The sequence below is a fragment of the Shewanella maritima genome (assembly GCF_004295345.1).
Taxonomy (GTDB): Bacteria; Pseudomonadota; Gammaproteobacteria; order Enterobacterales; family Shewanellaceae; genus Shewanella; species Shewanella maritima.
In genome coordinates, this window is record NZ_CP036200.1 from 3052828 (window position 1) to 3066745 (window position 13918).

General features: G+C 44.4%; 15 protein-coding genes. 9 read left to right on the forward strand and 6 right to left on the reverse strand.

Annotated elements, in window-relative coordinates:
• Window positions 1-169 precede the first annotated feature (169 nt).
• From EXU30_RS13045 to EXU30_RS13055, 3 genes are all read right to left on the reverse strand, one after another.
• On the reverse strand, window positions 170-979 hold the full coding sequence (locus EXU30_RS13045; protein WP_130600705.1) for an SDR family NAD(P)-dependent oxidoreductase: 810 nt from the start codon (window positions 977-979) through the stop codon (window positions 170-172).
• 67 nt (window positions 980-1046) lie between these two features.
• Window positions 1047-1349, reverse strand: coding sequence for a DUF1330 domain-containing protein (locus tag EXU30_RS13050; RefSeq protein ID WP_130600707.1), 303 nt, complete (start codon window positions 1347-1349; stop codon window positions 1047-1049).
• Between the two features lie 207 nt (window positions 1350-1556).
• On the reverse strand, window positions 1557-2324 hold the full coding sequence (locus tag EXU30_RS13055; RefSeq protein ID WP_130600709.1) for a methyltransferase domain-containing protein: 768 nt from the start codon (window positions 2322-2324) through the stop codon (window positions 1557-1559).
• A gap of 307 nt (window positions 2325-2631) precedes the next feature.
• On the opposite strand from EXU30_RS13055, the gene EXU30_RS13060 reads away from it, so the two are divergent.
• Together EXU30_RS13060 and EXU30_RS13065 are read left to right on the forward strand one after the other, a co-directional pair.
• Window positions 2632-3468, forward strand: a complete 837-nt coding sequence (locus tag EXU30_RS13060) for a MaoC family dehydratase (protein ID WP_130603477.1) — start codon at window positions 2632-2634, stop codon at window positions 3466-3468.
• A gap of 330 nt (window positions 3469-3798) precedes the next feature.
• Window positions 3799-5178 (forward strand): Na+/H+ antiporter NhaC family protein, encoded by a 1380-nt coding sequence (locus tag EXU30_RS13065; protein ID WP_130600711.1) that lies wholly within the window; start codon window positions 3799-3801, stop codon window positions 5176-5178.
• A gap of 84 nt (window positions 5179-5262) precedes the next feature.
• Here the strand turns inward: EXU30_RS13065 and EXU30_RS13070 are convergent, their stop codons facing one another.
• Window positions 5263-6900, reverse strand: coding sequence for a mechanosensitive ion channel family protein (locus tag EXU30_RS13070; RefSeq protein ID WP_130600713.1), 1638 nt, complete (start codon window positions 6898-6900; stop codon window positions 5263-5265).
• A 160-nt stretch (window positions 6901-7060) separates the two neighbouring features.
• On the opposite strand from EXU30_RS13070, the gene EXU30_RS13075 reads away from it, so the two are divergent.
• A complete protein-coding gene (locus tag EXU30_RS13075; protein ID WP_130600715.1) occupies window positions 7061-7285 on the forward strand; it encodes a hypothetical protein in 225 nt (74 codons plus the stop codon).
• Between the two features lie 277 nt (window positions 7286-7562).
• Here the strand turns inward: EXU30_RS13075 and EXU30_RS20800 are convergent, their stop codons facing one another.
• Window positions 7563-7688 carry a hypothetical protein gene (locus EXU30_RS20800; protein WP_278044714.1) on the reverse strand — a complete coding sequence of 42 codons (126 nt, stop codon included), beginning with the start codon at window positions 7686-7688 and terminating at the stop codon, window positions 7563-7565.
• Between the two features lie 319 nt (window positions 7689-8007).
• On the opposite strand from EXU30_RS20800, the gene EXU30_RS13080 reads away from it, so the two are divergent.
• From EXU30_RS13080 to rraB, 6 genes are all read left to right on the forward strand, one after another.
• Window positions 8008-8298: a hypothetical protein gene (locus tag EXU30_RS13080; protein WP_130600717.1), complete on the forward strand. Its 291-nt coding sequence runs from the start codon at window positions 8008-8010 to the stop codon at window positions 8296-8298.
• Between the two features lie 149 nt (window positions 8299-8447).
• Window positions 8448-9683 (forward strand): hypothetical protein, encoded by a 1236-nt coding sequence (locus EXU30_RS13085; protein ID WP_130600719.1) that lies wholly within the window; start codon window positions 8448-8450, stop codon window positions 9681-9683.
• Window positions 9667-10572 carry a metal ABC transporter solute-binding protein, Zn/Mn family gene (locus EXU30_RS13090; protein WP_165399075.1) on the forward strand — a complete coding sequence of 302 codons (906 nt, stop codon included), beginning with the start codon at window positions 9667-9669 and terminating at the stop codon, window positions 10570-10572. The genes EXU30_RS13085 and EXU30_RS13090 overlap by 17 nt, the downstream gene beginning before the upstream one ends.
• Entirely contained in the window at window positions 10573-11340 is a 768-nt protein-coding gene (locus tag EXU30_RS13095) for a metal ABC transporter permease (protein WP_130600723.1), read from the forward strand.
• A gap of 146 nt (window positions 11341-11486) precedes the next feature.
• Entirely contained in the window at window positions 11487-12275 is a 789-nt protein-coding gene (locus EXU30_RS13100) for a 1-acylglycerol-3-phosphate O-acyltransferase (RefSeq protein ID WP_130600725.1), read from the forward strand.
• 195 nt (window positions 12276-12470) lie between these two features.
• Window positions 12471-12857 carry a ribonuclease E inhibitor RraB gene (gene rraB / locus EXU30_RS13105; protein ID WP_130600727.1) on the forward strand — a complete coding sequence of 129 codons (387 nt, stop codon included), beginning with the start codon at window positions 12471-12473 and terminating at the stop codon, window positions 12855-12857.
• Window positions 12858-12934: 77 nt separating this feature from the next.
• On the opposite strand, the gene EXU30_RS13110 is transcribed toward rraB, so the two are convergent.
• Window positions 12935-13906: a sensor domain-containing diguanylate cyclase gene (locus EXU30_RS13110; RefSeq protein WP_130600729.1), complete on the reverse strand. Its 972-nt coding sequence runs from the start codon at window positions 13904-13906 to the stop codon at window positions 12935-12937.
• Window positions 13907-13918: the final 12 nt, after the last annotated feature.

The following is a 13918-nucleotide window of genomic DNA, read 5'->3' on the forward strand; positions in this document are numbered from 1 at the left end:
TGTGGAATGAGTTTATGGATTCTGTTGATAATCACTTAAAACCCAGCAATCTTAGGAGTTAAGCTGGCAATAAAAAGCACCTAAACCGAATATCGATTTAGGTGCTTTAGGAAACCCGATTGAATGATAGCTGCGATAAAAGTTAGAGATGTAACTAGCTTAAGCAGTACTAGCTATAAAAACGCTCAATAACTTCTACAAGGCGTTCATTCTTTGCCATGTCTGTCGCGTCACTATGAGGCGGCGCAAACGCTTCAATATCATTGTCATAGTATTTGCCGTGGGCATCGGCGAACTCATCAGATAATGCAGCACGTACAATAATATCGCCGCCAACGCTAATGTCACTGCCTTGAATACCATAGGCTTCTTTTACCATCTTACTTGCCAGTAGTGACTTAGGGTTAACTGACACCATCATTGGTCCTTTGCCCTTATATTGCTTGGCAAGCGCGCTGGTCCACATGGTGATAGCAAGTTTGCTTTGGGCGTAAGCTGGGTTGTCGCCTAAACGTTTACTGCCAGCTAGCGCATCATAATCAACGCTTGCCTGCGCCGCTGATGACAGGTTCACTACTCGGCTATTAGTGTTCATTAATGGCAATAACTGCATGGTTAAACGATAGGGCGCTAAGGTATTCACCACAAAGCGAATGTCTAAACCCTCATCTGTTACTGGGTTTGGTGTTTTGAAAATGCCGGCGTTATTAATCAGTACGTCTAATTGTTTTACATGCTGTTTCACATCACTAATCATATTTTCAACAGCCGTCATCGATGATAAATCAGCGATAATTGGTGTGAACTTGGCGTTACTATTAATGCAGCTAAGCTGATTAATCACTTTCTCAACTTTTTCTGGGCTGCGACCATGAACCAGTAGGTGATGACCTTGCTGAGCAAATTGTTTCGCGGCTTCAAAACCAATGCCGTCAGTTGCGCCGGTAAGTAAAATTGTTTTTGGTGCTAAGTTATCCATTAAGTTTTGCCTCTTCGAAAATATGTCTCTTATTGCGAATAGTGTAAATAGGTCCGTGCTATCAGTATTAGGCTAAATCGTCTTTTGCCGCAACTAAGTGGTGACGACTAATCGAGCCTTCTGTGCGTGCTTTTAAGTGCGGCGCGTATTCAGCGTCATTCATAAAGTCGATAGCAGCCTGACGAGTTGGCCACTCAATAATAATCCGCAGTGCTGGCTCTTTGCCTTGTCCTTCAACGCGCTCATGAGTTGACGTACGTGCCAGATACTTACCACCATATTTAGCTACGATTTTATTAGCAGGGCCAATGTAATCCGCAACCCATACATCCGTGGTAGGTGTGACTTCTAAAATAGAGTAGTAGCTCATGGTGCATCCTTAACTGTTGTCGATGTTGATTAGATGGATACAGCTTAGCAGTGGTTAAAAAAATGATAAGAGCGGCAAATAATGAATGACTATATAGATTTTGTTGATAATGCTAGGAAGAGGTAGATCATTCGAAAGGATGCTTAGCAACCAAGTGTGCGCGTAAAGTAATTATTTTACGCGTACACTTGAGCCAGTTTAACTAACTCAGCGCGCAATAAAGTGAACGTATCGGCCTAGCGACAGGTAAGGCTCGCGTTGCGAGTATTTCAGCTCCATTTCAATTAGCTGATTTTTGTCAAAGTTCACCGGCAGGCTTTGTTTGAGGTAGTCGTTAATCACTCGCACCCCTGATTGACATACTAGCTCCATTTGCCAGTCGTTAAACCATTGGCGTACGTCGTTTATGTATAGCGGGTAGTTGGGTGTCAGGCCGATCTTCTTTTTCACCTTTAGCCCTTTGGCGACATAGTCGAGGTTACCTGAAACTAGACTGTGAAATCTTAGTGCTTCTTTGTTGTAGAACATCAGCGAGAACAAACCATTGGGTTTGATGAATTGCCTTAAACCATCAAGTGTCGCCTGGGCATCTTGCAGCCACTCGGCTACCGCGTGGCACATGACTAAGTCAAATTGCCCAAGCTCAGCGACTGATAAATCTTGAATCGCGCTATGCACTAACGTGATATCAAGTTGGCTATCGGATGCGGCGATTTGCGCTTTTGCTTGGTCAAGCATGTTTTCAGAAATGTCACACAGCACAATTTCATGACCTAACTTGGCGAGCTTTTGACTGAGATAACCAAAGCCGCCGCCAGCATCAAGAATACGCAGTTTAGGCTTGCCGAGTGATTCAATTGCTGGGATCAGGTCGCGCCACAGCACAGCAGCGCGGATCTCGCCTTTAGTTGTGCCATAGATATTCTTGGTGAATTTTTGGGTGAACTTGTCAAAGTTTTGGTCTTGCGCGCTCATTACTGTCGATATGCTGCTTATAAATTAGGGCGCTATTGTCGCATTTAGCCGATTAAAGCCCAAGAGTGGGATGGATTTATCTGAGCTGATGTTGATGTCATCTTATGTTGATAAAACACTCGATTTTCAATGCGCTAGTAAAAACAACGCTTTAGTCGGGTTTAGTTAGCGAGTTGTATTGAATTTCAGCTGAGTTAGACCGATTTTATCCTCTCGGGTATAATGGCGCGCTAATTTACTTTTTGCCCTCGTGGAATTGGATAGGTGTAATACATTGAGTCACGACTTTTCTATCGCATTAAAATCGATGCCATCTTTGTTTACTTTGTATCGCAAGATCTTTTTTAGTCGTAAGCCAGGCTGGGATCAACAGCCATTGCCAACCATAGTGGTTAAAGCGCCAGAAGTGGCGTTGTCGGCTGAGAAAGTCAAGCTTTACGCTAAGGTGTGTGAGTTTGATTTTGATGGGCAAATTATTCCGCCAACTTACCTTTATGTATTGGCGTTTCGTCTGCATGCGACCATTTTCACTCATAAGGCGATTACCTTTCCACTAATCGGAATGATCCATCTTAAAAACAGTATTACTGTGCATCGTCCGGTGAAGCTTGATGAAAAACTTACCGTGCAGTGTGAGTTAACTGAGTCGCGCACCACAGATTCAGGGTTAGAGTTCGATTTAGTGTCTAAGGTATATGCGGGTGATGAGCTAGTGTGGCAGGCGCTTTCGACTTACTTGTACCGTATTGAAGGTAAAAAGCGTACTCGCCCGCCGAGAGCCTCAGCTATGGCGTGGGAAAATGTGCAGCAATGGCAATTGTCTGAAGATTTAGGTCGCCAATACGCAAAAGCGTCGGGCGATTACAACTTAATCCATTTACACCCAGTATTGTCAAAGCGCTTTGGTTTTGAAAAAGTGCTCGCTCATGGCATGTGGTCTAAGGCTCGCTCAATGGCGCATTTGATGCAGTTTGTTGGTGACAAGCCATTCACCTTAGACGTTGAGTTTAAGCTACCGGTATTTATGCCATCTGAGGTGACGTTTGCTTTTGAAAGCATTGAAGGCGGTAAGTGTTTTGAGATGCGCGATGCTAAAGGCCGTCGTCCACACCTTAAAGGTGAGCTTAAATATTTGAACGATTAGTAATTACGACTGATTAGTTAATAGTTTTAAAGCCCGAAGTTAACTTCGGGCTTTTTTATGGCCGATTTTTGAAGTCGCTGCAAGTTTATTCACAATTGCTGAATAAGCAAACTAATCACATGCGTTAAATTTTTTGCTCAAGTTGGACAAAATTTTATTGACTCGCGTGCGATTCAACATTAATTTTCAGCTTTAATTTAACCCCTAATTTTTAGTCGGTTTTAACTTCGCTTTACCGACATTTATATACTCAATATGGACTGCTGCTCTTTGCTGCCAATTAACACTTGAAAGGTAAGCTGTCCGTTAAAACAATAAGGATAAATATCAATGGCAGAGCCATCTTCCATTAGCCTTATTCCACCTGTGGTGGTGTTGTTACTGGCAGTGACATTAAGGCGACCTATTTTGTCACTGATCATTGGTGCAGTTGTTGGCTTACTTTTGTTATCGCCAGGTGAGGTGTTAACCAATTTTTCTGACATTTCGCTTAGTGTGATGGCCGATGAAACCATAGGTTGGTTGATTTTGGTTTGTGGTACGTTCGGAGCACTCATTGCGTTATTAGTGCGCACCGGCGGCGCATTTTCATTTGGTAAGCATGCACTTAGAGTTGCCAAAGGGCCTAAGTCATCACTGCTAATGACCTATGTATTAGGTGTAGCGATTTTTATCGATGATTACCTAAATGCGCTTACCGTGGGTGAAACCATGAAGCGGGTGACAGACAAGTTTAAAATCTCCCGTGAAATGCTCGCCTATGTAGTTGACTCAACGGCTGCGCCAATTTGTGTGCTGGTGCCACTTTCTACTTGGGCTGTGTTTTTTGGTGGCTTGCTGGTGGACAACGGAATCGCTGAGCAGGGGCAGGGGATAAGCGCTTATATGCAGGCTATTCCTTACATGCTTTATGCTTGGGTTGCAGTGTTTATGGTGCCTTTGGTTGTCTTAGGTATCATCCCTGTATTTGGGCCGATGAAAAAGGCGCAGCAGCGAGCGCAAGCTGGCAATAATATTCCGGTTGAGCAAGATAGTGACGTTAGCACGGCAGATGACTATGCAGTTAAGGCCATTGAAGATGAGTTTGCTGGCGCTGAACGTCAGGGCAAATTGCATAACTTTTTGGTGCCGATTTTAATGCTGATTGGCTTTACCGTGTATTTTGATATCGATGTATGGCTCGGTTTGATTGCCACCATGGGCTTAACCATTCCATATTATGCGGTGCAGCGTTTGATGCCATTGTCTGAAATGATGGACCAAATGATCGACGGCTTTAAAAGCATGTTGCCGGCAATTGGTACTGTGGTGGCAGCGTTTATCTTTAAAGATGTGTGCGACAAGTTGCTATTGCCGCAATTCGTGATTGATAGCCTAAGCCCATATATGACAGCACAACTGTTACCTGCTGTGGTGTTTGTAGCGATGGCGATTTTGGCGTTTGCCACAGGCTCTAGTTGGGGAATTTTTGCGGTATCAATCCCGATTGTGATGCCTTTATCACATGCGGTAGGCGCAGACACACCACTGGTTATTGGCGCGTTATTGTCAGCATCATCTTTTGGTAGTCAGGCTTGTTTCTACTCAGACTCTACGGTACTGGCGGCGCAAGGTGCAGGTTGTAACTTGGTGAGCCACGCGGTAACGCAATTGCCTTATACCCTAATTGCAGCGGCGATTACCTTTGTCGGATTTATCGCACTAGCTTAAACACTGTTAGAACATATTAAAAAGCCAGCAAGCTTAATCACTTGCTGGCTTTTTGTTTTCGCAGTTTTTACTGGGTGCTGGTGATTATTCTTCTGCAGTTTGATACACATGCACATCGCGCTGTGGAAACGGAATGCTAATGCCTTCTTCATCAAAGCGCAGTTTCACTGAGCGAGTGATGTCCCAATATACTTCCCAGTAATCCGCAGGCTTTACCCATGGGCGCACAACAAAGTCCACCGAAGATGAGTTTAAGGTGTGCAGTTTCACCATAGGCTCAGGTTCAGCGCAGACTAACTCATGCTTGTTGACGATGTCCTTTAGTACTTCTTCAGCGTGTTCTATGTTGTCGCTGTAGCTAATGCCAAATACCATATCAACGCGGCGCAGACGCTCAACAGTAATATTGTTGATGGTGTCGCCCCAAATCTTATTATTCGGGATGATCAATCTTTGGTTATCTAAGGTCTTGATGGTGGTTGAAACCAGGCTCATGTGGCTAACCTTACCAGTTACACCTGCAGCGTTAATCAAATCGCCGACATCATAAGGGCGGTAGATTAAGATCATCATGCCGGAGGCAAAATTAGATAACGTATCTTGCAGCGCAAAACCAATAATTACACCCGCGATACCAAAACCGGCTAGCAATGGGCCTAACTCGAAACCGAGTTGCGATAGGGCGACTAATAAACCCAATGCATACACGGTTTTGCTGGAAAGTGAGATAAAGAAGTCTTGTAGCAGCTGGCTAAAGTTAAGCTTAGATGCGCGAACCGTTTTACTCACAATGCGATTAACCAGTTTTGCTAGCATGCCGCTCAACACTAATATCAACACAAAGATGAATACTTTAAATGTCAGCTCTGGGCCGTGTTCAATCGCTTGAGTGGCAATGACATCGCCCCATTGTTTAACCAGACTAGAAACTAGACTGATATTGAGCACATCTTTGGTGATGTCGCCTGACACATTAAACAGGGTTTGCCTGATTTGTGTGGTGTCCTGGCCTAGGTTATCCAGTAATTCAGCGCTTACGCTAAGGCTGCTAGAGCTTTGTGCAAGGCGGTTTTTAAAGGCGACAACCAAGGCTTTTTGCTCTGCACTAGCATCAGCACCGGCGTTTGCGACATCATCTACTGCTTCTTTTAATTGGGTCTGGGTGTAATTTGCTAGGCTTTCTTGGCGATCTGCGCGCAGGCTTAATAGCTCGGTTAATTGCTGTTTGCGCTGGCTAACATCTAAGGCTAATTTTTCTGCCCAAATTATGGTTTGGTATTGAGCCTGTAAAAAGTGATCGCGCATATACTGGCGGTCGATAAGCTCATCAATGATTTTCTGGTCATGTTTGCCGCCCAGGCTTTGTTGTAGGTGACTGATTTTATTATCCAGATAGTCAGAGGTGAGATCTAAAAACTCAAACTGTCTCATCACCAAGGGTTTAACATAGGCAACATCAAGCGGCTCAGCGTTGATGAGGGTTTTGATTTCTTCTCGTAGTAAATAAGTTTTGTTTTTAATGCGGTACTCGGTGAAATCAATCATTTCACCTTTGGCTTTACCTAGCGCTTTGAGGTCTTTTGCTATTGCACGCTCAAGGTGAGCAATACGTTGCTTGTCAGTAACTTGTGTTTGCTCAGCGGCGCTGTCGTTAGCACTGACTTGCGCGCAGATGCTAAAGCAAACCATGAGTAACAATGACGTTATTATTGGTCTTAGCATGATGATGTCCCTATAAATAATATGCTCGCCTATCATAGGGCGAATATTGCGCAGGAGCTAGCGAATTTAGGTGCAACATAAAGCACAGTTAACTGTATATGCATCCTGGGTTTTGCTACACTCTCGCGCGAATTTTCTATCGGCGAAACTGGAGCCAGACATGCAGTTAAAATGCAGCCATTGTCATAAATCGTTTTTACCTACCGAAATAAAAGACCATCGTGGTAAAGGCTTGAAAATGCATATCGCTTGCCCACATTGTCAGGCATGGCTCGCGCGTCATATGGGGTACACGCTGGCGAAATTATTGGCGTTTTATGGTGGTATCATTGCGTTGATCTGCAGCTTTGTGATGGACGATACTTCTCAAGTCACCACCCTCTGATGATTATTGCTGCCATCATAATGATTGGCTGTCATATTATGGATCATTTGGTATTGGTTGAAGCTCCAGCTGAAGATGCCAAAGACGATGATGAATCGAGAAAGGCTGCAAACGACTAACGCAAAGCTCGGTTTTTTATCAAAGCTTGGTTTTAGAAGTTATGCTGCAAAAGAATCAACAAAAACGGCGTTATCACTAGGTGATAACGCCGTTTTTATGAAGGAGACCAAACGCTAGCGGTGATGAGTTCTAACGTTCAGTCGGAAAATGGTGTGGTTTAATCTAGTACCTGAACCTGGCTTTCAAGCGCAGCTTCAACATAATAAATGCCGCCTAAAACTAAAATACCTAAGCCCACGATGGTAATAATCACGCCTAGGTTGTCTTTAATAAATTTGCTCATAGACTTGCTCCCCTTAACAATGGTGCGTTGTTGAACAGCTTGCCAGTTCAACAAATGTGGCAGTCTACTCAATCAAAATATCGCGATGTTTCTCTGTTGTGGTCAACCTCAACTCTTACGTAAAGTATAGAATTCACTCCTTAAAGATAGATTAAAAATATCTAATTCAAGCGCGGATTGCCTTGTGTAACAATAAATCGTCTAAATAATGACAAATTGTTATGTTGCAACGTATTTTGTCACACTCTTTTGGTTGCAATAGTTTAGCCATCTTTTAAAATGTGTGACTAAAATCACCTCAAATTGTTACTAATCGGTAATGAAACTTAGCGCGCTTATCCGACAAACCATTGCATTGTGGCTAACCGCCATGGTGATGTGCATGTCATTTGCGGTTGCTGCCCATGATGAAAGCCATCATGACGATGAGTTAACTCCCCATTGCGAAGTGTGCTGCAGCGCAATTCAGCTATCTCAAGTTTTGCATCATGCTACGCCAAGTATTGTTATTGTCCCTCAAAGTTTCGAGCCTCTCGAGCAACAAGTTTATTTAACCCTTCTAAGTTCAACGACCGCGTATTTTTGTCGTGCCCCTCCTTTCAATGGCTAGTTTTAGTCATTGATTTATCCCATTGCTTTGCCGCTTTGACTGTGGCGGGCAGCTAATAATAAAAGGCTCAGGAATTAAGAGCTTAACCATAATTATTAATTTGTCCTCATTGATGAAGACAAAACTACTTGTTGTATTTGGAGATACAGATGTCATTAACTACTCGCGTTTCACTTGTTGCACTGTCATGTGCGTTTGCTACAGCTGCACAAGCTAACACTGGTACTTTATCTAACCCTAACATCAGCGCTGTTTTAGATGGCTACTACCAAACTGGTGAGCGCCCAATGGCCGAGCGTACAGAAGGTTTTGGTTTAGGTGAAACTGAATTGGCTATCAGCGCTAATATTGATGATAGCTTTTACGGTAAGGTTACTGCGATTCTAGAAAGTCATGATGGCGAAACTGAGATCAACCTTGAAGAAGCCTTTATTCAAACGCTTGCATTGCCTGGTGGCTTGTCAGTTCGTGGTGGTCGCTTCCTGTCAGACATTGGTTACTTGAACAACCAACACAAGCACACAGATAGCTTCACAGACCGCCCTGTTGTATACCGCTCATTCCTAGGTAACCACTACTTTGATGATGGTATCCGCCTAAATTATGTTGCGCCAACAGATCTATACTGGACTATGGGCGTAGAGGCATTTGCGGGTGACAAGATGCGCGCTGCAGATGAACATGGCGAGCGCGACTTTAAAACCGTTGGCGTGTACACGGCTTACACTAAGTTTGGCGGTGACATTGGTCAAGAAAGTTCATGGCAGCTAGGTTTAAGCTACTTACGTAACGAAAACGGCGTTAGCTACCTAGAAGAACATGAAGAGCATGAAGAACATGCTGCTGAAGAGCATGGACATGATGACCACGGTCACAGCCACAGTGCTGCTTACACAGGTAAGAACATGTTTGTTGCCGACTTCACCTTTAAGTGGGCGCCAGATGGCAACTACAAGTACCAAAACCTAACCTTAAGTGGTGAGTACTTCCGTGTAACTGATATTTTCGCTGAAGGCATGCATGAAGAGCATGAAGAAGAACACGAGCACGAAGAGCATGAAGAAGAGCATCATGAGCATGAGGTCGACTTCGATGCATATAACACTGGCTGGTACTTAAGCGGTGTATATAAGTTCTCACCAAGCTGGTCTGCTGGTGTACGTTACGGCCAAGTAGATCTACATGAAGCTCACGAAGATCACCTAGACAAGCTCAAGCTTAAAGAAACTGAAGTGATGGTTGCTTATCACCCAAGTCACTTCTCAGTGATCCGTCTGCAGTACACTAAGCAAGACGGTGTTAACCACTTTGGCATTGAAGATGACAACATCTTCACATTGCAATACAACATGACGCTAGGAGCACATGGTGCGCATCAATTCTAAGCTAAAAGCAATCACAGCCGCTGCTGCAATTGCCTTCTCTTCTCAGGCACAAGCAGAGCTTAACGTTTTTGCTTGCGAGCCTGAGTATGCTTCGCTGACTAAAGAGCTAGCGCCAGATGCTGATATTTATACGGCAACCACAGCGATGCAAGATCCGCATCAGGTGCAGGCTCGTCCGAGCCTTATCGCCAAAATGCGTCAAGCCGATCTTGTCGTGTGTGCTGGTGCAGACCTAGAAGTAGGTTGGCTGCCAATGCTGTTGATGAAGGCATCTAACGCTAAGGTTCGCTCAACTGAACAAGGTTTGTTTTATGCTGCTGAGCATACGATGACCCTTGATCAGCTTGATGAGGTCGACCGCTCTATGGGTGATGTGCATGCGCTGGGTAATCCGCATATGCATTTTGACCCTTATCGTATGGTTGATGTGGCGAATGCGTTGACGGCGAAATTAGCACAGGTTGATGCTGACAATGCTGCTAAGTATCAGGCAGCGTTAGCTGACTTTAAAACGCGTTGGAAGCAGGCTATTCCTAAGTGGGAAGCCAAAGCCGAGCCATTAAAAGGTAAAAAGCTGATTGCTTATCACACCAACTTTCGTTACTTGTTTAACTGGTTAGGTATCGATCAGGTTGCTGATCTAGAGCCAAAACCGGGTTTAGCGCCTACCAGCTCGCACCTTGCAAGTTTGTTAAAGCGTGCCGAGCAAGGCGATATTATGGCGGTAGTTATTGCTTCTTACCAAAGTGACCGTGGCGCTAAATGGCTGGGCGAACGCGCTAAGCTAAAGGTTGAGCGTTTACCTATGTCAATTGGCGGTAATGAGCAAAGCAAAGATCTGTTTAGCTTATACGATAGCGTTATATCTCAACTTCTTGAGGTGAAGTAAGTGCTAGATTTCGAGCTCTTAAGTATTTTATTGCCGGCCTTTGCGGCTGGCTTACTGGTACTATCAACCCATGTGGTGCTTGGGCAGCAAGTATTAAAGCGAGGCATTATCTTTATTGATTTAGCCATTGCCCAAATTGCTGCTGTCGGTGCCATTGTGGCGCATATTAACCATGATCTTGAGCAAGTTGCTTATGCAAATGTGTGGATGCCCGCACTGTTTGCGTTTGCCGGCGCTGGCATTATTTCTTGGTTATCAGGGCGCTTTGAGGAAGAGCTCGAAGCCTTTATTGGTTGCTTTTATGTATTAAGCGCGGTGGCTGCCATGCTACTGCTTGCTAACGACCCGCATGGTGGGGAGCTACTTAAGCAGTTAATGGACGGGCAAATTTTGTGGGCGAGCTGGCCACAATTAGTGTTCCCAGGCATAGTGTACGCCGCTATTTTAGTTTTGTTGATAGCGCGTCCAGGCTTACTTGAAGGCAAGCTGTTTTACTTTTTATTCGCTATAGTCATTACCTTATCGGTAGAGCTTGTTGGTGTGTACTTGGTATTCAGCACATTAATTCTGCCTGCATTGGCACTAAACCAATTTAAAGGCAACGGGCGCTTAGGTTGGGCATACTTAGTCGGTATTATTGGCTATAGCCTAGGTTTGTTGGTCTCGGCACAATATGATTTACCAAGTGGTGCTTCTATTGTTGCTTGTTTGGCCGTCAGCGCAATTATTTGCCGATTACTGGTAAGTTACTCAAGTAAAAAGAGTTAATTTACTCGATTATATTTTTGTAAATCTAAATAGCCTATTGCCAGGGATCAGTGATAGGCTTTTTTCAGCGTACAGGTGTAAACTTGTTGTTGAGTCGCTAAGCTCACGTGGTTATACTGTCGCCAATTCTACTGCAGGAGTATGTTGTGCTGCTAATTATCCGATCCCTGATCCTTGGGCTGTTGTTAGTCCTCGCGTTTATCTTTTCTATGATCCTTTGCATCATTCGTCCTATGCATCGCGATAATGTGCATATTATTGCTCGTGTGTTTTCAGCCGCAGCTCCAGTACTTGGCGTTAAAGTGGTGAAGCGTTTTGCTACAACCACTGAGCATTCAGATACTGAGGCGAGGCAAACGGTTGAGTCTGTGGTTGAGCAAAAGCAGCCAAAGATTTTCCTTGCGAATCATCAAAACAACTTCGATTTATTTACACTAACCAGATTGGTGCCAAAATCTACCGTGAGTCTAGGCAAGAAAAGCTTGGCTTGGATGCCGTTATTTGGACAAATTTACTGGTTGTCTGGCAACATTCTTATTGATCGTAAAAACCGCCACAGTGCGTTTGAAACCATGGCAAACACGGTTAAGAAGATGAAAGATAAGTTGCTGTCGGTGTGGATTTTCCCTGAAGGTACCCGTTCACGCGGCCGTGGTTTACTGCCATTCAAAGTGGGTGCATTCCATACTGCTATTGCTGCACAGGCGCCGATTATTCCGGTGATTGCCTCGTGCCAGAATCATATCAACCTAAACCGCTGGAACAATGGCGTAGTGATTGTTGAAATGATGCAGCCTATTTTAACCAAAGGCTTAGATAAAGCGGATGTGAAAGAGCTGTGCCAAAAAGTGCACGATAAAATGTCTGAGCGTTTGGCTACCTTGAATCAGGAAGCCAAAGCCATGATGCAACCTAAGCAAGGCGCTATCAGCTAGCTTCTCTTAGGTAGAGCAGGTGCTTTAAGCTAGCTGTATATCGCTACACGATTTTGATTAAGCCGCTGAAACTTCAGCGGCTTAATTATTTGGGCTAAGGGCGCAGCACGTTGTCCAAAATATCATTAACTCGCCACGGCGACATAAGGTATAATCTGCCCACTTTAAGCCAGTTTATTTATTACGGAGTGTTTCATGTCTATCGAACGTCAACTACAAGAGCAGCTAGCGGAAAACCGCGAAATTGTCAGCGCGCTACTTGATGATGGCTCAGCGCCAGATGCTGAATACACTATCGAGCACCACTTTTCGTCAACTAACTTTGACCGTTTAGAAAAGGCGGCAGTTGATGCCTTTAAACTGGGTTATGAAGTGAATGACGCTGAAGAAATGGAACTAGAAGACGGCTCAATCATCTACTGTTTTGATGCTATTGCTCACCATGAACTAAAAGTTGAGCTACTTGATGAAGCGGCGAAACAACTACTTGAACTTGCAGCCAAGCAGAAAGTCGATTACGACGGCTGGGGCACATACTTCATGGGTGATGAAGAGTTCGAAGAAGACGAGCAGCTACACTAGTCACTCACAGTGATTCAGATATCAAAACGCCCCAAACTGCTTGGGGCGTTTTTGTTGTGTTGTATGTGAGTGCCAGCCTACTCGTCGCTACCTTCTACATAAATACGTGAGCAGTTACGACCACCTTGTTTGGCTTGATAAAGTGCTTTATCAGCGCCTGATAGCCAGTTAGAAGTGTTTACCACTCCATCATTTAGCTCGTTAATACCTAGGCTTACCGTTACGCTAATTTTGCGATTGTCGTGAATGATCTCAGATGCTTCAATCTTCTGACGTAAACGCTCAGTAAAATTAAGCGCGTCTTCTGCAGAGGTTTTGGCTAACACAATTGCAAACTCTTCACCGCCATAGCGGCCTGCACAATCGGTCTCACGCAGTGACTGCTTGAGAATATGGGCGATGTTTTGAATCACTTTGTCGCCAGCAGGGTGGCCGTACTTATCATTCACTTGCTTGAAGTGGTCGATATCGAGCATCACTAAGGTAGCTGAGTCTTGATAGCGAGCAAAGCGCTCAAACTCGCGCTCCATACAGTGTTGCCAGTGGCGGCGATTGTGTAGCTGAGTTAAGCCATCGGTTTGGCTTAGCTGCTCAAGTTGCTCGTTGGCAGTTTTAAGTTGTAGCTTGTTAATCGCAATATCAGTCACGTCATAAACAATAATACTGATATGGGTAATCTTACCTGTGAGTGACGCCAGAGGCAGCAGAGTGATGTTTTGGTACATAGCATCTGCGCGGCCTGTGATAGGGCGATAGTTTTTAAACTTAAACACATACGGGCGCTGTTCCCAGCTGATAAAGGTGCGGTTTTTAAGTAAAAATACCGACTCCATTTTTTGCTTTAGCCAGCTTTCAGGCAGATCGGGGAATTGCTCGAACAGGTTTTTGCCTTTAATCGAGTTTGGCGACACGCCGCTGTGGTTTTCCATAAAACCATTCCACAGCTGAATATTGTAATTAGCATCGAGTACCACTAAGCCGACTTCAATGGTTTGCACCATATCGATTAGCCAATGCAGCTCATTCATTGCACTTTGGTCATTTGACATCGCTATAGTCCG